The 19,919-nt window shown below is 55.9% G+C and carries 18 protein-coding genes; 13 read left to right on the top strand and 5 right to left on the bottom strand.

Translation table 11 applies throughout. From position 1 onward, the window contains the following. The first annotated feature begins 1 nt into the window (after position 1). From kynA to ACXAIA_RS05880, 8 genes are all read left to right on the top strand, one after another. A complete protein-coding gene (gene kynA / locus ACXAIA_RS05915; RefSeq protein ID WP_475346708.1) occupies positions 2-847 on the top strand; it encodes a tryptophan 2,3-dioxygenase in 846 nt (281 codons plus the stop codon). Between the two features lie 137 nt (positions 848-984). Beyond that, positions 985-2,124, top strand: coding sequence for an ABC transporter substrate-binding protein (locus tag ACXAIA_RS05910; protein WP_475348522.1), 1,140 nt, complete (start codon positions 985-987; stop codon positions 2,122-2,124). Between the two features lie 79 nt (positions 2,125-2,203). Next, complete coding sequence (locus ACXAIA_RS05905) at positions 2,204-3,121, top strand: branched-chain amino acid ABC transporter permease (protein WP_475348521.1); 918 nt, start codon at positions 2,204-2,206, stop codon at positions 3,119-3,121. Further along, the gene (locus tag ACXAIA_RS05900; RefSeq protein WP_475348520.1) at positions 3,121-4,107 is read left to right on the top strand and encodes a branched-chain amino acid ABC transporter permease; all 987 of its coding nucleotides are present in this window, start codon (positions 3,121-3,123) and stop codon (positions 4,105-4,107) included. The genes ACXAIA_RS05905 and ACXAIA_RS05900 overlap by 1 nt, the downstream gene beginning before the upstream one ends. Next, complete coding sequence (locus tag ACXAIA_RS05895; RefSeq protein ID WP_475346704.1) at positions 4,100-4,849, top strand: ABC transporter ATP-binding protein; 750 nt, start codon at positions 4,100-4,102, stop codon at positions 4,847-4,849. The genes ACXAIA_RS05900 and ACXAIA_RS05895 overlap by 8 nt, the downstream gene beginning before the upstream one ends. A gap of 1 nt (position 4,850) precedes the next feature. Continuing rightward, complete coding sequence (locus ACXAIA_RS05890) at positions 4,851-5,540, top strand: ABC transporter ATP-binding protein (protein ID WP_475348519.1); 690 nt, start codon at positions 4,851-4,853, stop codon at positions 5,538-5,540. 1 nt (position 5,541) lies between these two features. Further along, a complete protein-coding gene (locus tag ACXAIA_RS05885; RefSeq protein WP_475346702.1) occupies positions 5,542-5,973 on the top strand; it encodes an acyl-CoA thioesterase in 432 nt (143 codons plus the stop codon). Next, a complete protein-coding gene (locus ACXAIA_RS05880) occupies positions 5,966-6,361 on the top strand; it encodes a RidA family protein (protein WP_297024956.1) in 396 nt (131 codons plus the stop codon). Before ACXAIA_RS05885 ends, ACXAIA_RS05880 begins: the two co-directional genes overlap by 8 nt. A 92-nt stretch (positions 6,362-6,453) precedes the next feature. Here the strand turns inward: ACXAIA_RS05880 and ACXAIA_RS05875 are convergent, their stop codons facing one another. The 4 genes from ACXAIA_RS05875 to ACXAIA_RS05860 form a co-directional block, all read right to left on the bottom strand. After that, positions 6,454-7,614, bottom strand: a complete 1,161-nt coding sequence (locus tag ACXAIA_RS05875; RefSeq protein ID WP_475348518.1) for an ABC transporter permease — start codon at positions 7,612-7,614, stop codon at positions 6,454-6,456. Beyond that, complete coding sequence (locus ACXAIA_RS05870) at positions 7,611-8,531, bottom strand: ABC transporter permease (protein ID WP_475348517.1); 921 nt, start codon at positions 8,529-8,531, stop codon at positions 7,611-7,613. The genes ACXAIA_RS05875 and ACXAIA_RS05870 overlap by 4 nt, the downstream gene beginning before the upstream one ends. A gap of 15 nt (positions 8,532-8,546) precedes the next feature. Further along, positions 8,547-9,644, bottom strand: coding sequence for an ABC transporter ATP-binding protein (locus ACXAIA_RS05865; protein WP_475348516.1), 1,098 nt, complete (start codon positions 9,642-9,644; stop codon positions 8,547-8,549). Between the two features lie 148 nt (positions 9,645-9,792). Then, entirely contained in the window at positions 9,793-10,935 is a 1,143-nt protein-coding gene (locus ACXAIA_RS05860) for a substrate-binding domain-containing protein (RefSeq protein ID WP_475348515.1), read from the bottom strand. 235 nt (positions 10,936-11,170) lie between these two features. Here ACXAIA_RS05860 and pdxR point away from each other — a divergent pair, with 235 nt between their 5' ends. Continuing rightward, positions 11,171-12,685, top strand: a complete 1,515-nt coding sequence (pdxR, locus tag ACXAIA_RS05855; RefSeq protein WP_475348514.1) for a MocR-like pyridoxine biosynthesis transcription factor PdxR — start codon at positions 11,171-11,173, stop codon at positions 12,683-12,685. 328 nt (positions 12,686-13,013) lie between these two features. Here the strand turns inward: pdxR and aptA are convergent, their stop codons facing one another. After that, positions 13,014-14,333 carry an omega-aminotransferase AptA gene (aptA, locus tag ACXAIA_RS05850; RefSeq protein ID WP_475348513.1) on the bottom strand — a complete coding sequence of 440 codons (1,320 nt, stop codon included), beginning with the start codon at positions 14,331-14,333 and terminating at the stop codon, positions 13,014-13,016. Between the two features lie 196 nt (positions 14,334-14,529). On the opposite strand from aptA, the gene ACXAIA_RS05845 reads away from it, so the two are divergent. The 4 genes from ACXAIA_RS05845 (at position 14,530) to ACXAIA_RS05830 (ending at position 19,652) form a co-directional block, all read left to right on the top strand. Beyond that, positions 14,530-15,264, top strand: a complete 735-nt coding sequence (locus ACXAIA_RS05845; RefSeq protein ID WP_475348512.1) for a TSUP family transporter — start codon at positions 14,530-14,532, stop codon at positions 15,262-15,264. A gap of 38 nt (positions 15,265-15,302) precedes the next feature. Beyond that, positions 15,303-16,061 carry an SDR family oxidoreductase gene (locus ACXAIA_RS05840; RefSeq protein WP_475348511.1) on the top strand — a complete coding sequence of 253 codons (759 nt, stop codon included), beginning with the start codon at positions 15,303-15,305 and terminating at the stop codon, positions 16,059-16,061. 139 nt (positions 16,062-16,200) lie between these two features. Continuing rightward, positions 16,201-17,634: a sigma-54-dependent transcriptional regulator gene (locus tag ACXAIA_RS05835; RefSeq protein WP_475348510.1), complete on the top strand. Its 1,434-nt coding sequence runs from the start codon at positions 16,201-16,203 to the stop codon at positions 17,632-17,634. Next, positions 17,631-19,652 (top strand): sensor histidine kinase, encoded by a 2,022-nt coding sequence (locus ACXAIA_RS05830; protein WP_475348509.1) that lies wholly within the window; start codon positions 17,631-17,633, stop codon positions 19,650-19,652. Before ACXAIA_RS05835 ends, ACXAIA_RS05830 begins: the two co-directional genes overlap by 4 nt. Positions 19,653-19,919 lie beyond the last annotated feature (267 nt).

The following is a 19,919-nucleotide window of genomic DNA, read 5'->3' as shown; positions in this document are numbered from 1 at the left end:
CATGGCAAAACCCACCACGCCATATGATCCAAGCTCCGAAGGTGCGCGCACGGATTTCTCCGATCAGATGTCTTATGGCGATTATCTGTCGCTTGATGCGATCCTGACCGCCCAACACCCGCAATCGGACGCCCATGATGAAATGCTGTTTATCATTCAGCATCAAACGTCCGAGCTTTGGATGAAGCTTGCCATTCGTGAAATCACCGCCGCCCGCCAGGCGATCCACGGCGGCGATGTGCGCCCCGCATTCAAGATGCTGGCACGCGTGTCGCGCATTTTCGAACAGCTCAACAATGCCTGGGATGTTCTGCGCACCATGACGCCAAGCGATTACACGACATTTCGCGATGCGTTGGGGCCGTCATCGGGGTTCCAGTCCTATCAGTATCGGTTGATCGAATTCATGCTGGGCAATCGCAACCACGCCATGTTGCGCCCGCACGCGCACCGCGAAGACATTACCGCGATGCTGAAGGCTGAGCTGGAAACACCCAGCCTCTATGACGAAGCATTGCGGTTGTTGAGTGCGGAGGGGATCGAGGTCCCAGCAGAGGTTTTGAACCGCGATGTGTCGGCACCCTATGCGCCCGATGATGCGGTCATCGCGGCATGGCAGACGGTTTACAGCGATCCGGGCAAGTACTGGTCGCTTTATGAGTTGGCGGAAAAGCTGGTCGATTTCGAAGACTATTTCCGTCGCTGGCGCTTTAACCATGTCACGACGGTCGAACGCGTGATCGGGTTCAAGCGTGGAACTGGCGGCACGGGAGGCGTCAGTTATCTGAAGAAAATGTTGGAAGTAGAACTGTTTCCGGAACTCTGGCGGGTGCGAACCGCGCTTTGAGGATGGACGGACCGGATGCAAATACTGCAAAATCAGGGGCAGGCATCAGGTTCACAAAAACCGCGACGCACAAAGACATAAATGTCGCGGGATCAACGTGTTGCTGAACGAAAAATTTTATAAACACGGAGGCTTTAATGAAGGGTATTAAGACAACCATCGCAGCAGCCGCTGCTTTGCTTGCTGCCGGTGCTGCGCAGGCGGAGCCGGTCAAGGTTGGTATGATCACCACGCTTTCTGGCGGTGGCGCAGGTCTTGGGATTGATGCACGTGACGGCTTCATGCTTGCTGTCAAACAGGCAAACAATCCCGATCTCGAAGTCGTTATCGAGGATGATCAGCGTAAACCGGATGTCGCGGTTCAGCTTGCTGACAAAATGATTCAGCAGGAAAAGGTTGATGTTCTGACCGGCATTATCTGGTCGAACCTTGCCATGGCCGTTGTGCCGTCTGCCGTTGCACAGGACAAAATTTACATGTCGGTCAACGCGGCACCGTCGCAGCTGGCGGGTCGTGGCTGCAACAAGAACTACTTCTCGGTTTCCTATCAGAACGACAACCTGCACGAAGCCGCAGGTGGCTACGCAGCCAGCGCGGGTTATGAAAAAGCATTCATCCTTGCGCCGAACTATCCGGCGGGTAAAGATTCCCTGACCGGTTTCAAACGCTTCTTCTTTGGGGACATCACCAACGAAGTTTATACCAAGCTTGGTCAGACCGACTACGCAGCCGAAATCGCGGAAATTCGGGCGTCGGATGCGGATCATGTCTTCTTCTTCCTGCCGGGCGGCATGGGCATCGCGTTCATGAAGCAGTACGCCCAGTCGGGCGTGGATAAGCCGCTGATTGGTCCGGCTTTCTCGATGGATCAGGGCATTCTTGGTGCCGTTGGTGACGCCGCACTTGGTGTGAAAAACACCTCGAACTGGTCAAAAGACATCGACAACGCCACCAACGCTGCGTTCGTTGAAAGCTTCCAGGCGGAATATGGTCGTCTGCCGTCGCTTTATGCATCGTTCGGCTTCGATACCGCCAACCTCCTGTTGTCGGCAATGGATAAGGCAAGCATTTCCGACAAGGATGCCTTCCGTGAAGCCCTGCGTGCGGCGGACTTCGATTCCGTGCGTGGCAAGTTCACTTTCGGTCCGAACCAGCACCCGATCCAGGATTTGTATGTCCGTGAAGTCGTCAAAGAGGGCGATGTCCTGACAAACAAGATCGTTGGCACCGCACTGACGGATCACTCTGACGCCTATGCGTCGGAATGCTCGATGTAATAAAGAGCTGACAAGAGGCCGGGGACCGGTTTCGATTTTGTAATCGGTCCCCGACCACCTTGTGACGGAGTTTCCAATAATGTTTTCTCTTTTTCTGGAGCAGCTGTTAAACGGCCTTCAGTCCGGGGTGATGCTGTTTTTGATGGCATCGGGGCTGACGCTGGTTTTCGGTGTGATGGGGCTGATTAACCTTGCCCATGGCTCGCTCTATATGGTCGGTGCGTTTGCCTGTGCGGCTGTGGCTGCATGGACCGGTTCTTTCTGGCTGGGTCTTGTTGCCAGTCTGATGGCGGCTGCCATCGCCGGTGCACTGGTCGAAATGTTGATTATTCGCCGTCTTTATAACCGCGATCATCTGGATCAGGTTCTGGCGACTTTTGCACTTATTTTGATTTTTTCCGAAGGCACCCGCTGGATTTTCGGATCCTTCCCGCTGTTTTTAAGCGTGCCTGATTTCCTGACCGGCACTGTTATCCTGCCGGGCGGATCGCAATACCCGCTTTTCCGTTTGGCTATTATTGTTGCCGGGCTTGCGGTTGCGGTCGGTCTGTTCCTGTTGATTGGCAAAACCCGCCTTGGCATCCGCATCCGTGCGGGCGAGGCCGACCGTGGCATGATCGCAGCCCTCGGGGTTGATATTGACCGTCTTTATACGGTGGTTTTCGCCCTTGGTGCGGCCCTGGCCGGACTGGCAGGGGCCTTTGTTGGCACGACTCAGTCCGTCCAGGTCGGGATGGGCGAACCGGTTTTGATCTTGGCCTTTGTCGTGATTGTCATTGGCGGAATCGGATCGATCAAGGGGGCGCTTGTCGGCTCCTTGCTGGTCGGCTTTACCGATACGATGGGGCGTTTCCTGTTGCCGCATGCCTTTGCGACCTTCCTTGATCCGTCCAGTGCCACGGCGATTGGCTCCGCACTGGCATCCATGTTGATTTATATCGTGATGGCGCTGGTTCTATTCCTGCGACCAAGCGGTCTGTTCGGGGCGACTTCCTGATGACCATGAACCGCGAGTTTCTTATCAATTCCATTCTTGCCATTGCGCTGGTCGCAGTCCCGCTGATCGCGCTTGGTATGGATGAACCCTTTATCATCACCCTTGCCACCAAGGTTGCGATCTTTGCCATGGCAGGGGTTGGGCTTAACCTTGTTCTTGGTTATGGCGGGCTTGTGTCATTTGGCCATGCGGCGTTCTTTGGGATTGGCGGTTATGCTGCCGGTATCCTCGCCAGCCATGCGCTGAACTATGAACCGATCATGGAAAGCCCGTTTCTGATCGAAGGCACGACCCAGATGATCGTGATCTGGATTGTTGCCCTGATCGCGTCAGCCCTGATTGCGCTGGTCATCGGGGCGATTACGCTGCGCACAAGCGGGGTCTATTTCATCATGATCACGCTGGCCTTTGCGCAGATGATCTATTACTTCGCGATTTCCTGGCCGGCTTATGGCGGCGAAGATGGCTTGTCGATCTATGTGCGCAATGGCTTCCCGGGGCTTAATACCCTGGACCCGATCAGCTTCTTTGCCCTGTGTGCGGTGATGCTGGCGATTGCGATGGCGTTTTCGGCTGTTTTGATCCGCTCGCGCTTTGGGCTTGCGCTTCAGGGTGCGCGTCAGAACCCGCAACGTATGACCGCGGTTGGCATTGCACCGTTTCGCATTCGTCTGGTCGCCTTTGTCATTTCGGCCATGATCACCGCCCTTGCCGGCGCGCTTTATGCCGATCTCAACCGGTTCGTCAGTCCGACCATGCTGTCCTGGCACATGTCAGGTGAAATCATGGTGTTTGTCATTCTGGGCGGGGTTGGGCGTTTGTTTGGCCCGCTTGCCGGTGCAGCCCTTTACATCATTCTGGAACATCTTCTGGGCGGTGTTTGGGAATTCTGGCAATTGCCGCTTGGCGTCCTGTTGCTGCTGGTCGTGCTGTTTGCGCGCGGTGGTCTTGTCGGTGTTCTGGCGGGGGAGCGTAAACATGTCTGATGCCATTCTTTCGCTTTCCAATGTCACAAAGCAATTCGGATCGCTTCTGGCCAGTGACAGTGTCACGCTTGATCTGCGCCCGGGTGAAATCCATGCCCTGATCGGGCCGAACGGGGCGGGCAAATCCACCCTGATCAAACAGATTGCCGGTGAAATCAAATCCGATAGTGGCGAGATCCATTTCGATGGCCAGCACATCAACGAGTTTGATGCGGTAACGCGCTCGCGCATGGGGCTGGCCCGCACGTTTCAGGTATCCTCGCTGATGCCGGAATTCTCGGTCCTGCAGAATGTCATGCTGGCGCGCCAATCGGTCAGCCGCAAGGTGTTCCGCTTCTTCAAACCGGTGCTGAGTGACAAGTCGCTGGTTGATCCGGCGATGGCCCAGCTTGAACGGGTCGGCTTGGCGGATCGGGCGCAAATGCGTGCTGCCGATATTTCGCACGGCGAACGTCGCCAGCTTGAAATGGCCGTCGCCCTGGCACTGGAACCCAAGGCATTCCTGCTCGATGAACCAATGGCAGGCATGGGGCCAGAGGGCTCCAAACGTCTGACTGGTTTCCTTGATGGTTTGCGCGGTCAGGCCCCGATCCTTCTGGTCGAACATGACATGGATGCGGTCTTTGCCTTGGCCGACCGGATTTCGGTACTGGTATATGGCCGGATCATTGCCACCGGCACGGTCGATGAAATCCGCGGTAATGACGATGTCAAACGTGCCTATCTCGGGGAGGACGCCTGATATGACTGCACTTCTCGAACTTAGTGGCGTAACTGCGTTTTATGGCGCGTCACAGGCCTTGTTTGGCATTGATTTGTCCTTGAACGAAGGCGAGGCCGTGGCTCTTATGGGCCGGAACGGCATGGGCAAAACCACCACCATCAAGACCATCTGTCGCATGATGGAACATCGTGATGGTTCGATCCGTTTTGCCGGTCAGGATCTGTCAAAACTGCCCTCGCACAAGGCGGCCCGCCTTGGTCTTGGTCTGGTGCCAGAAGGGCGTCGGTGCTTTGCGCAGTTGAGTGTGACGGAGAACCTGGTGGCCGCCGCCCGCCCGGGCGAATGGGATTTTGATCGTGTTGCCGGTCTTTTCCCGCGTCTGGCCGAACGGCGCGATCAAAAGGCATCGACGCTTTCGGGGGGCGAACAGCAGATGCTGGCAATTGGTCGCGCATTGATGACCAACCCGCGTTTGCTGATCCTTGATGAAGCAACCGAAGGATTGGCACCGGTCGTGCGTCAGGAAATCTGGGCAGCGATCAATCAGCTCAAACAATCGGGGCTCACGATCCTTGTCGTCGACAAATCGCTTAAGGAACTGTCGGGCGTGGCAGACCGCTATGTGATTGTCGAAAAGGGCATCACGGCCTGGACCGGGGCGGTGAACGAGCTGACCGACGATCTTGCAGATCGGTATCTGGGAGTCTGATATGACGGCATTCACCTATCAGCAGAAAGTTCTGTTCCAGCATTGCGATCCGGCGGGGATTGTCTTTTATCCGCGCTATTTCGAGATGGTGAATGCCACGGTCGAGGAATGGTTTGATCAGGTCATTGGCTGTGGGTTCCCGACCATGCATGGCCCGATGCAGGTCGCCGTTCCGACAGCCGCGCTCAGTGTTGCCTTCACGGCACCGAGCAAGCTTGGCGATGTTTTGGAATTCTGCCTGATCCCCGCACGGATCGGGCGTTCCAGTCTTGAGCTGGAAATCACCGCACAATCAGGTGGCGAGCAACGCCTGAAAACAACGGTTACCCTCGTCTTTACACGGCATGGGGCCGGAAAGTCAGTGGCATGGCCCGATGATTTGCGTGCCAAAATCGAAAAAGAAATCAATCAAGTGGTAGAAAACAATGCATAAAATCATTCAGCCGGACGGATGGAAACAGCCCAAGGGATATGCCAATGGTGTCTTGGCCGACGGTGCACGACTGTATATCGGCGGCCAGATTGGCTGGAACGAAGATCAGGTCTTTGTCGCCAAGGATTTCGTCGGACAGATGGAACAGGCGCTGAAAAACATTGTCGCCGTTCTTGAAGCCGCGGGGGGTAAGCCCGAACATCTCGCACGTCTGACCTGGTATGTCACCGACAAGAAAGAATATCTCGCCAATCAGCGCGAAGTGGGCCAAGCCTATCAGCGCATCCTTGGCAAGCACTTCCCGGCCATGACCATGGTCGTGGTCAAGGAACTGGTCGAAGACGAAGCCGTGGTCGAGATCGAGGCAACCGCAGCCATCCCGTCCTGACACGGAAACACGATGTCATGAACGAAGAAGGGCAGCACATGATGTGCTGCCCTTTTTGTTGGCTGGTTGGGGTGACTTGAAGGTCTGTTGTCTTACTGGCCTTCAGGTGCACCTGTTCCAAGGTTCTCGGGTGAGAAGATGTTGTTGCCAAACGGACTTGGTGCCGAAGCACCCCCTTCATCCCCGCCCAGCGGACCAAGATTTGGCGTGGTCGGTGCCGGGACAGTCTGTTCCGGAGTGTTGAGCGACTGTTCTTCCATCAGCTTCTGTTGAAGCGCACGTTTGTCCTCAAGGATCTGCGCGGTGCAGGCATTTGAATCGTGGTTCTGGATGAACACAACAGCCGCCAGGGCGAGAAGACCCAGAATTGCGGCAACCGTCCCCGGATGGGTTGCGACTTTCAGAACCGGGCGTTCTGCAATCACATGCGCCCAGCCCTTGGTGTTATAGCGGTTGCGGCTTTCATAAATGATCGCCCCGACCAGGGTGATGGCGATAATGATCACCGCCACAGCCGAGATCGAAGGATCCAGACCATAACGCACCTTCGATGAAAGAACCGTCGTAAAGGTGCTGCTTGAAACAATCGTAAACACCGTGGTGTTGTAGTTTTCAAGCGAGGCCAGAAACGCCAGAACCGTGGCCGAGCCGATTGCCGGTGCCATGAACGGCAAAAGCACTTTGACGAACGCCTGCGTGGGTGTCGCACCCATATCAAGGGCCGCTTCGGTGAGTGTGGTGTCAAACCGCTGAATACGCGACAGGAACACCAGCATCGAATAGGCCGCGATGAATGTCACCTGGCCAAAGATGGTCAGGAACGTCCCGTCATAGAAGAAGCTCTCATACGGGGCATTGAACATCGTGCCGATCCGGTCCCAGAAGATCAGGGTCGAAAGACCGATGACGACGCCCGGGACCAGAATGGGGGCAATAAAGATCGTGTAAAGCGTTGCCCGAAGCTTGGGCCCCACCTGTGAAAGTGTGATCGCCGCCGCCAGACCGATCGGAATGGCAACACAGACCACACCAACCCCGATCAAAAGCGAGTTGCCTAGACCAGCCAAAAGCTTGTCGTCGGCCGCAAGCTTGCCAAACCAGTCGGTGGTAAAACATTCCCAGGGCGAAACACGTGGGAAAGTGGATGAGTTGAACGCGGTGATCACCATGATGATCAGCGGCCCGAAAAGATAGGCAAAGAACAGGGTCAGATACAAACCCGGGATCATTGCACTCGGGGATTTCATCTTCATTGTTTGATCTCCCCGATCGATACCTTGAACAGGCGCATCACAAGCAAGACAAGTGCGATACAGACAATCAGAAGGACCATCGCATAGGCCGATCCGCGCGGCCAGTTACCGCCCGAGTTAAACCATTGATAGACCAGTTGCGTGAACCACAGGTTTGATGGGCCACCCAAAATCTGTGGTGCAGCAAGCGCACCCGATGTCAGCATGAAGACCATGGTCATGCCCGATGCGATCCCCGGCTTGGCATAGGGAATGACAACCTTGGCATGGATCTGCCACCAGTTGGCCCCCATGTCGCGCGCCGCTTCGATCTGGTTGCGATCAAGGCTTTCAATCGCGTTATAAAGCGGGAAGATCATCAAAAGGATATAGGCGTACGCCAACCCGGCATAAAGCGCGACATCCTCGCGGATGAAGTCGATCGGCGTATCCCAAAGACCAATCCCCATGCCGGTTTCGTTGATGACCCCCGTGGCGCCAAACAGAATGCGAAACGCGAAGGCGCGCAGGATTTCATTGATCCAGTAAGGGACAATCAGTGCAAGCACCAGCAACCGTGCCTTGGCACCGGCCGATGATTTTGCCAGAACAAACGCAACCGGATAGCAGATGATCAGATCAAAGATCGTCACAAACACAGCCGCGAACAGCGTTTTGAACAGGATGCCGATATCAAGGGTATTGATCCCGTCCGACGCACCGCTGCCCTGGAAGAAATAGCGATATTGTTCCAGGGTATAGACATCTTCCGGGCCGCCGATTTTGGCGGGCGGCAGGTTAAAGCGGAACGAATAGTCCAGCATGGTCAGCTGCGGCAGGATAATCAGCAGGAACACCCAGATGCTTACGGCAAGCATCAGATAGATCGAGACTGCCATCCCGTTGCGTCTCACGAGGTCGTAAAATAGATCACGCATGATACTTGCCCCCCGTTACGCGCTGGCCAATTCGCCCGGTTTGAGCGCAATGCCCAGTTCCGGTGCGAAATCGAGTTTGACCGGGGCATTGACATCTATCGCATTGCTGCCGTCATTGATCAGCGAAAGCTTCAAGTCCTTGCCATTCGCGTTCATCACGATGTGGCGCATGTTGCCTTCGAATTCTTCCGTGACGAAGTTGGTTTCGAACTGGTTGACGGAACCATCCCCCTGCGACACCCGAAGCGCTTCCGGGCGAACGAACAGATGACAAGCATCACCAGGGGCCAAAGCCGGGCCACCCGCAGGGTGGTTTTCGACCGTCAGTGGCGTGCCAAGACCGGCATCAACCTGAATCTTTTGGCCGTCATTGGAGATCACCGTGCCATCAAACACATTGTTTTCGCCGACGAATGAGGCCACGAAGCTTGTGGTTGGATGATCGTAAATCGATCTGCCATCACCGATCTGTTCGATCTTGCCCTTGTTCATCACGGCAATGCGGTCCGACATGGTCAGTGCCTCGCCCTGATCGTGGGTAATGTAAATGAAGGTCAGCCCAACCTGTTTTTGGATGGCGCGAAGCTCGGTGCGCATATGCTGACGCAGTTTCAGATCGAGTGCCGAAAGCGGCTCATCAAGCAGCAGGATATCGGGTTCAACCGCAAGCGCACGCGCAATGGCGACACGCTGTTTCTGACCGCCGGAAAGCTCGCTGACTTTCTTGTCGCCCTGGCCGGGCAGGGCAATCAGTTCAAGCAGCTCGTCTGCGCGTTTGCGCCGGGTTTTCTTGTCAACGCCGCGCACTTCAAGCGGAAAGGCAATGTTATCTGCAATCGAGCGCAGCGGGAAAAGGGCAAGGTTCTGGAAAATAAGGGCGGTGGGGCGCTTGTTCGGGCCGACACCTTTCATGTCATCGCCACCAATTTTCACCTTGCCGCGTGTCGGTTCCTGAAAACCGGAAATACAGCGCAAAAGCGTCGTCTTGCCGCAACCCGACGGGCCGAGGAATGAAAAGAACTCGCCACCTGCGATGTTCAGATTTGCCTTGTGGACGGCGGTGAATTCACCGAACTCGACCCACACATGCTCAAGCGAAATTTCTTTGGTCATAGAACTGACAACCCCCGAAAACCTCAAAGTCCTGTTCGCCCCGACATATGGACGACGACGGAATTATTGTTGTTTGAAAAAATAGATCCGACCCTGAAAACCCAAAAAGGGCGGCACGCATAAAATCGTGCCGCCCCATGGATCGAAATCAGGCGCTTTCGAAGCGGTTTACATACTCGGTACGCATGTCCGCATACCACTGCGGTTCGGACGGCCACGGGTTAAGGTTGGCCAGCGCTTCACCCGGATAGGCGTCGGCGAAGTTCTTGGCATAGGCTTCGCCAGCGAACTTGTCGGCACCCAGAACAGGGGAGTTGTAACCGTGATGGTCAATCGCCTCACCCGCCAGTTCCGGCGTGTAGGCGTATTTGATGAACTCGTAGACCTGTTCGATGTTCTCTGCACCGGTCGGCAGTGCAAGGCCGTCAACCCATGCCAGTGCACCTTCTTTCGGTGCACGATACATGACCGGCTCACCAGCGGTTTTAAGAGCAAGCGGCGGGCCATCCCAGGTCTGACCAACGATCACACCTTCGTTCAGAAGACCGTTCTTCTGGGTGTCAGCATCATTCCAGATCAGTTTGATGTTGCCTTTGCGCGCGATGCACCATTCGGTGATCTTGTCCCAAACAGGGCGCATTTCTTCTTCGGAGGTGTAAGCTTTCCAGACCGAGCCCGGTGCCAGTTCGCCGATGGTTTCCATGTAAAGACCCGCACCCAGCATCATGGAATGCGCACGGCCCATGGTTTTGCCAGCGTTTTCTTCGACCCAGACATCACCATAGGACGGGAAGGTGCCGTCCGGCTGGAACTGGTCGGTACGCCATGCCATGCCTTCGGTGCCCCAGATGTGCGGCAGCCAGTAGGTGGTGCCAGCCTCGAACGCCCAGTCGGTGCTGCCGATTTTGGCCATCGCCGGGTTTACGGCGTCAATGGCGACTTTGGACATGTCGAACGGCTGAAGAAGTTCCAGTGCCTTCCACTGAAGGGCGCGGTTGTTGGTCGGCGATACGATGTCGAAGCCGCGACCTTTGGAGGCCTTCATCTTGTTGATGATTTCCTCGTTCGAGCCGATACCGGTGTAGTTGACCGTGATGCCCGTGGCATCGGTAAACGACTTGAGGAAGGTTTCCGGCAGGTAGTCGGACCACATCAAAATGTTGATCTCGCCCGAAGAGGCGAGTGCTTTTTTGCTGATGATCGCGGGCATTGCCAATGCAGAGCCGGCAGCAAGCGAGCCCTTGAGAAGTGTGCGCCGGTTAAATTTGGGGCCGGAATTGAGCTTGGTCATCCGTATGTCTCCTGATAGCCGGGATTTTCCCTTTATGTGCGGCGCACCATGCGCCTCCCTGGTGGACATAACTTCCCTGAACCGACCGCATTATGATCGCGGTTCTTGTTCCTGCTTTATCGCATTGACAAAATGGTATATCTGCCGGTTACTCTAGTAATAGAGCCACAAGACAAAAACTATGGTACCAGGCAGGTTAGCGTGCTGCAGTGCCGAAGTAAAACGGAACTTCGCCATGCTCGACATTCGACTTGAAGACCCGGCAGTCGCCGGACAAACCTTGCAGCAGCAACTGCATCAGGGGCTCGTCGATGCGATTCTCGAAGGGCGTTTGCCATCGCACGAACCATTGCCATCGACCCGTGATCTGGCCTCGGCACTCAAGGTGTCGCGCAACACGGTTGTCCTTGTTTATCAACGGCTTCTTGATGATGGCTACCTGACAGCGGTCTGGCGCCGCGGGCATTTTGTGAATGAACAATACATCCGCCAGCAACTGCGTCTGAGTGTGGATACACGCACGGCATCCTTGTTTTCCAAGGAACGCGATCCCGACCTGTGGCAACGCCATTTGCAGTTCCGCCCGACCGAGGCACGCAATATCGTCAAACCGGCAAACTGGCGCGATTTTCCCTATCCATTCATTTACGGTCAGGTCGCACCGGACAAAACCACCATTTCGCGCTGGCGCGATTCCATGCGTCTTGCCGGGTCGTTGGCCCATTCGCAAAGCTGGGTTGGGGATCAGGTTGATATGGATGATCCCCAGCTGCTTGAGCAGATCATCACCCGCATTCTGCCCCATCGTGGCTTGCGCGCGCATCCCGAGCAGTTGCTGATCACCATCGGGGCGCAAAACGCCTTGTTCCTTGTCGGGCAGTTGCTGGCCGGGCGGGGGCGCACCGTCGGCATGGAAGATCCGGGCTATGTCGATGCGCGCAACATCTTTGCCGCAACCGGGGCCGATATTTGCCCACTTCCGATCGACAGCGAAGGGCTTGCCAACTCGCCACTTCTTGCAGATTGCGATACGGTTTACACCACGCCGTCGCATCAATGCCCGACCAGCGTGACCATGTCGCTCGATCGCCGCCTGCAGCTTGTCGAACGGGCGCGCAAGGATGACTTCATTCTTGTCGAGGACGATTACGAACACGAACTGAACTATCTTGGCCATCAACGTGCAGCGCTGAAAAGCTATGATAATGCCGGGCATATCATCTATATCGGCAGCCTGACGAAGCTGATGTTCCCGGGCCTGCGGATCGGCTACATCCTTGCCGACAGTGAATTGATCAAGGAATTGCGCGCGCTCAGGCGACTGAATTACCGCCATCCATCGGCACAGGATCAGCGCGCCATGGCCCTGTTTATCGGCGAAGGGCATCTGGACGCACATTTGCGCCGGACACGTGATCGCCTGTCGGAAAAATGGCAGATCATGCAAAACGAAATTGCCAAGCAATTGCCTGAACTCAATGTCACCCCGACCACCGGGGGATCGGCTGTCTGGGTCAAGTTGCCCAAAAACATCGATGCGTGGGCCGTTCATCGCGAAGCTGCCAAACGCGGTGTGTTGGTCGAGCCGGGGGATGTGCATTATTGCGATCCGGACGCGGCCCCGCGTGATCGCCTGCGGATGGGATTTGCCGTGATTGAACGCGATCAGATCGCACCCGGTATCACCCAGCTGCGCGACGCCATTATGGCAGTGATGGTCGAAAACAGGAAAGGGACCGCCGCACAGTAAGCTGTATGGCGATCCCCAGGGTCCAAACTCACTCACATAATCGTCCCGGTCTCCCGGATTTGTGCGGATATGCGGAGCAAAATCGCAGCAAGATCTATATCTTTCAAGATTTTGCGACAAAATAGCCCGTGCAAATCCGGGTGATCCGAAGGACAACTGATCTGAGAGAAAGCCTCTGCGTCAAATCCCTTGACCGGGGATCACCCCGATCTGCGGGTTTTTCCTAGCTTTTTCTCTCATATCAGTTGCCGGGGCGATCATGAGAATGAGTTTGGACCCTATCCCGACCCCACTCCCCTGAGATCGGTATCTGTCCCCTGCAGGCAGATTACATTGGTGTGCCAAGAACCTTCTGAAGGATGGCAACCATATCGTCGATGTCCTGTTCGGTGCTGACGAGCGCCGGCGCGAAGATGATCGCATCCCCGGTCGCCTTGACATGCAGGCCTTCGTCAAACAGGGCGCGTTGCGCCCAGCTTCCCTTGGCACCCGGCGCATCGCCCGGTGTCAGCTGAATGCCCGACATCATGCCATAGCCGCGCAGATCACTGACATGCGGCAGGTTGCGCAAACCAAACACACCATCTAGGAAATGCGAAGACAGTGCATTTCCACGTTCGAACAGTTTGTCATTGGCATAGATATCAAGGGTCGCGACACCCGCGGCACAGGCCACCGGATGGGCGGAATAGGTGTAGCCATGGAAGAACTCCGGGCGATCCGCATCGCCAGCGGCGTCAAAGACGGCGCCCTGAATTTCGGCACTGGTGGCAACCGCACTCATTGGAATGGCGCCGTTGGTCAGTGCCTTGGCCATGGTGATCAGGTCCGGCTTGACTGCGAATGCCTGGGAGGCGAAAGCAGAACCTGTTCGGCCAAAACCGGTAATCACTTCATCAAATACCAGCAGGATGCCGTATTTGTCGCAAATCGCGCGAAGCTTCTCGAGATAGCCTTTCGGCGGCACGATGGTGCCAATCGAACCGGCAATCGGTTCGACAAAGACCGCAGCGATGGTATCGCCGCCATAGGTCTTGCAGATTTCTTCCAGATCATCGGCCAGATCCGCATCGGTTTCCGGCTGACCCCGGGTGAATTTCTGTTCTTCGGTCCAGGTGTGGCGCATATGAACAACGTCACAGGTGATCCCCGAAAAATCGCGACGGTTATTGACCATCCCGGCAAGCGACGTCCCGCCAAGGTTCACACCATGATAGCCCCACGAACGTGACACAAAACGGGTGCGCTGTGCGTTACCCGTCGCGCGGTGGTAGGCCAGGCACATCTTCATTGCGGTATCAACCGCCTCGGATCCCGATCCGGCAAAGAACACGCGATCAAGACCATCGGGCAGGATGCCGGCCAGCTTTTCGGCAAACTCGAACGAAACGGGGGCGGCGCGCTGGAAATGTGGCGAATAGTCCAGCGTGCTCAGCTGCTTGTAGACCGCGTCCGCAATTTCCGGGCGTCCGTGACCGGCCGCACAGCAAAACAGACCCGATGAACCATCGAGAATTTCACGGCCTTCCGGTGTCCAGTATTTAACGCCTTCTGCCTTGGCAAACATCTGTGGTTCTTCGTGAAACAGACGGTTGTTGGTGAAAGGCATCCAATGATTGGTCATGTTCGGCTTGACGGACACGTTCATGCTGGCTCCTGTCTGCAAGAGTGTGGGGCGGAAATCTTATGCTGCTAGCTAAACCGGTCACCTGACACAGCGTTAGTGCCAGAACTCGACAATATTTAGGTCCAGATCGCTATGTGGCTCCATTAAAAGGGGCATTGTGGCTCTATTGTCCGGTTAGCGGGTGGCGTAATTCAGGTCTGTAACAACGAGGAATTCCATGGAACTGATCCTGTCTGGCATGGTTGTCGCGGTTGCTGCGCTGTTTCGTGGCGTCACCGGTTTCGGCTTTGCCTTGCTTGCCGCCCTTGGACTGTCGACGGTGCTTGCCCCGGCAACCGCCACGCCGGTTATTCTGGTCATTGATATCGTCCTGACGGGACTGATCCTGCGTGACTTTGACCGGAACAAGGTCGATTGGCGGGCGTGCACGATCTTGCTGACCTTTGGCTTGTTCGGTGCGGTGCTTGGTCCTTATGTCGCCTTTGCACTCGATGATCAGACCATTCGGATCGCGACCAATCTGGCGATTGCGGTGGCGGCCCTGGTGGCCATGCTTCATCATCCGCCAAAATGGATGGGCCATTTCGTCATTGGCGCTTTGCTGGCCTGCTCGGTCGGTATTCTGATGTCGGGCTTTGCTGTGGGCGGACCGCTGGTTGCGGCCTGGCTTCTGGCCGGCGGGACACAGGATGTCCGGGTGCGCAACACGCTTGCGATCTATTTCGGCTCGGTCGATATCCTTGGATTTATCACCCGGGCGGCATCTGGCATGTTGCCTGACGGGTTCATCACACTTGTCTTGCCATTGCTGGTGATCGCCATAATTGCCTATTTCCCGGGCGAGATAATCTATCGCCGTCTGACGCCAACAAGCTGGCGCCGGGTTTGTGCCATCAGCCTCGTTATCATTGCCATTATCGGTTTCGTTCAGACCATCGCAATTGGTCTGTGACCCTTTAAATCAAATTGCTTGCACCATCGGAGATTCCCATGACCAAAACAGCACTTATTACCGGCGCAACTTCTGGCTTTGGCGCGGCAACGGCCCGCCGTTTTGTCAAGGAAGGGTGGAAAGTCATTGTCACCGGTCGCCGCGCCGAACGCCTTGATGCCCTTGTCGAAGAACTCGGTGGGGCCAAGGTCGCCCATGCGCTGTGCTTTGACATTCAGGACTCTGACGCTATCCAGAAGGCGGTTGATAGCTTGCCGGCTGATTTTGCGGATGTCGATTTGCTGGTGAATAATGCCGGTCTCGCGCTCGGCACCGGCCCGGCACAGGAATGCAATCTGTCAGACTGGATGACGATGATTGATACCAACAACAAAGGGTTGGTGGCGATGACGCGCATCATGCTCGATAAGCTGATCGCGCGCAAAGGGGCGATTGTCAATCTGGCCTCCATCGCATCGAACTGGCCCTATCCGGGCGGTAATGTTTACGGTGCGACCAAGGCGTTTGTGCAGCAATTTTCGCTTGGTATTCGTTGTGATCTTGCCGGTACGGGTGTGCGCGTCACCTCGATCGAGCCGGGGCTTTGCGAAAGCGAATTCACGCTGGTCCGCACGGGTGGCAACAAGGAAGCCTATGACAAGCTTTACAAGGGTGCCGACCCGATCCAGCCAGAAGACATTGCCGAAAGCATCTTCTGGGTGGCGAATTTGCCAGCGCATGTAAACGTCAACTCGCTTGAAGTCATGCCGACAAGCCAAAGCTGGTCGCCCTTTGCCATTCATCGCAAAGACGCGTAAGCCAGCACACCCTGATCCCGTTGGTGGTGGTCAAATTCGACGTCGGAATGGCGTAACCACCACCAACGGTTTTGCTTTTCTTCGTCCGCTGAACTAAGCTTTCAAAAAATAAAAAAGCATGTTTCAGCGGAGGAACATCATGAGATCGACCGTTCTGGGCGCGTCCGAAGGGGCAGCGCCGCCAGTTGGTAATGACGCAGGCTATAACGGGCCGGGGCCGGAATTCGGCCCGTGGCTTGAAAAGGCATCCATCCTGATCGTCGATGACGAGCCGGGCATGCGCAACTTCCTTGTCCGTACCCTTGGTCCGCGGGCCAAACAGGTCGAAGAAGCCGCCGACTGCGAAGAAGCCACAGCCCTTTTGGATCAACACCATTTTGATGTCGTCATCCTTGATAACATCATGCCCGGCAAAAGCGGGGTGGAGTGGTTAACCGAACAGCGCGAGATCGGCTTTTTCTCTGACGCCATTCTGATGACGGCCTATGCCGACCTTGATACCGCCATCAAGGCACTTCGGGCCGGTGCGGTGGACTTTGTCCTCAAACCATTTCGCTCCAACCAGATTTTGAACGCGGTGGCCCGCTGTCTGGATCGGATGCGCTTGCGTCGGGAAAACCATGTGTTGCGCCACGAATTGCGTGCGACATCCGATCATGTGTTGCTGCGTGACAAGCTGATTGGCTATTCGCCGCAAATTCAGGAAATCCGTGAAACCATTGCCCGAGTGGCCCCATTGCCGACCTCGATCCTGATTTCCGGGGAAAGCGGGACCGGCAAGGAAGTCACCGCGCGTTCGCTGCATGCGCTTTCGGATCGTGCGGAAAAGCCGTTTGTCCCGATCAACTGTGCCGCCATTCCGTCCGAGATGATCGAGGCCGAGTTGTTTGGCCATGTCAAAGGCGCCTTTACCGGGGCGCAGGCCGCACGCGACGGCCTGTTCATGCATGCGCAGGGCGGCACCCTGTTTCTCGATGAAGTCGGTGAATTGTCACTTGCCACCCAAAGCAAGCTTTTGCGCGCGATTGAAAGCCGCCGTGTCCGCCCGGTGGGATCAGAACGTGAAGCCCCTGTCGATCTGCGGTTTGTCTTTGCCACCAACGCCGATCTTGAGGCCGAAGTCGAAGCCGGGCGTTTCCGTGCCGATCTGTTTTACCGCATCAATGTCATGCATATCGAAATGCCGCCACTTTCCCAACGCGGCGACGATGTGCTGGAACTAGCTGAATTGTTCATGAACAAGCTGTCCAAGCAGCTTGGCGTGCGCGAGGTGCCGATGGATGCTTCTGTTCGGGCCGGGCTGACGCGCTATGAATGGCCGGGCAACGTGCGTGAATTGCGCAACCTGATTGAACGCACGCTTATTCTGGGCAAGTTCCCCGATGAGTTCCGCGAAGAACGCGCTGATCAGGGGGCACAGCCTGAGTCTGATGAAACCCTTGATGAGATGGAACGACGTCACATTCTGGCGATGCTGCACAAGACCAACGGCAATCGCAACGAAGCCGCCAGACGGTTGGGGGTCTCGCGCAAGACGATTGATCGCAAATGCGCAAGCTGGGAACAGGAATGACCGAAGCGTCATCGCCGAGCGCCACCAGCGCCACCACGCCGCCTGCCAAAAGAACACGGTCTGTCCGCTTCAAGCTGTTGGCGATTGCGCTTTTGCCAACGCTCGTCATCCTGCCCTTGTTGCTGGGCGTGATGATGGTGCGTTGGAACACCAAGTTTGATGCGCTGCTGACATCAAAGGTCAGCGGCGATCTGACAATTGCCCATCAGTATTTCACCCATATCCTGGAAAATACCGGCGAACAGATCGAGGCCCTTGGTCAGTCGGTTGCGGTGCGTGATGTGCTGGCAACAGGGAACGAAGACTCAATTGCCAGCCTGCTTGCCAAGCGCAAGCAGGAGCTTGGTCTGGATTTCCTTTATCTGTCACCCGGGCGCGATAACGAAGTGGGCGATCGACGTGATGGCGACTGGCCGGTGATTGAAAGTGCCTATAACGGCCAATCCTCCACCAGCATCGATATTTTCAGCAATCGTGACCTTGCGGCCATTTCCCCTGATCTGGCTGAACGTGCGCGCCTTGATCTGATTGAAACACCCAATGCCGTTCCGTCGACCCGCGATGCGGAAACGCGCGGCATGGTGGTGCATTCGGCAAGTCACGTTGAACTGCCTTTGGGCGGCAGTGCGGCATTGGTCGGTGGTATTTTGCTTAACCAGAATCTCGCCTTCATCGATACGATCAATGACCTTGTCTACCGTCAAAGCAGCCTGCCCGAGGGAAGCCAGGGAACAGCGACGCTGTTTCTTGATGATGTTCGCGTTAGCACCAATGTACGTCTGTTTGCCGATCGCCGTGCGCTGGGCACGCGGGTGTCGGGTGTCGTGCGCAAGACCGTGCTAGAGGATGGCAATGTCTGGTTGGACCGGGCCTTTGTGGTCAATGACTGGTACATTTCGGCCTATGAGCCGATCAAGGACAGCTATGGCAAACGGGTTGGCATGCTGTATGTCGGGTTCCTCGAAGCACCCTTTGCCCAGACCAAATATGAGAGCCTTCTGATCCTGATCGGTGCATTTCTGTTTGTTGCGGCCCTGTCGGTGCCGATCTTCCTGCGTTGGGCGCGCGGCATTTTCAAACCGCTTGAACGCATGGCCAATACCATCGGCCGGGTGGAAAATGGCGATCTGTCCGCACGTACCAACCTTGATCAGGTGCAGGACGAAATCGCCCTTGTTGCCGATCATCTTGATGATCTGCTTGATCAGGTGCAGGAACGCGACAAACGCCTGCGTGCCTGGAATGATCAGCTCAATGCCCGCGTTGATGCCCGCACCAGCGAGCTGCGCGAAGCCAATCAGGCACTCGAAGCCACCACGCGCCAGCTGATTATGTCCGAAAAGCTGGCGGCAATCGGTGAAATCACCGCCGGTGTGGCGCATGAAATCAACAATCCGGTCGCCGTTCTTCAGGGTAATCTGGATGTCTTGCGCGACCTTCTGGGGGAACATGCGCGGCTCGGCGATACTGAATTCCGCCTGATTGACGAACAGGTCAATCGCATCAATCTGATCGTCACCAAGCTCTTGCAATTTGCCAAGCCCGAAGAATATGCAGGCTTTGTCGAGCGCCACAGTGTGGCCGAGGTGATTGACGATTGCATGCCACTGGTGGCCCATTTGCTCAGCCGTGCCGATATCGAGGTCGTCCGTGAACACCAATCCACCCGGCTGGTTCTGATGAACCGGACCGAGTTACAGCAGGTTTTGGTTAACCTGATGGTCAATGCCCTGCATGCCATGCCGGAAAGCGGGACATTGACCCTGATTGATGTGGATGCCGATCACGATGGCAAACCCGGTATTCAGATCTCGGTGCGCGATACCGGTACTGGCATGGATGCTGATGTCCTTAATCGCATTTTCGATCCGTTCTATACCACCAAACGGCGCGAAGGCACGGGGCTTGGCCTGTCGATCACCCGTACCCTGATTGATCGCCAAGGCGGGTCGCTTGATGTTGAAAGTGAACCGGGCAAGGGCACGGTCTTTACCATCTGGCTGCCAGAAGCCGACTAGGACCAACGCGCACATTCCCGCCAGAAATGCTGCAAATGCGAGTGGACATTTTGTCTATCTGCACGTTATGCGCGCATTAGGCTTGTGGACATTTTGTCCATGCGCGTGCGGCGCAGCATGCAAGTTCAGTTTGGAAAAATGACAGAAAACCACACTTGTCACGCTGTGGCATGGCGATTGCCAAGTTGAGAATTCCGGATTTAACCGTGTTTGCCCTGCACCATGACCAATTGTGCGACGGGGAAGGGCAAGGAAAAATCAAAAGAC

The sequence above is a fragment of the Thalassospira sp. ABL2_045 genome, from assembly GCF_056161285.1.
The sequence above is the reverse complement of the archived record's forward strand: the minus strand, read 5'-3'. Positions and strand labels throughout refer to the sequence as shown.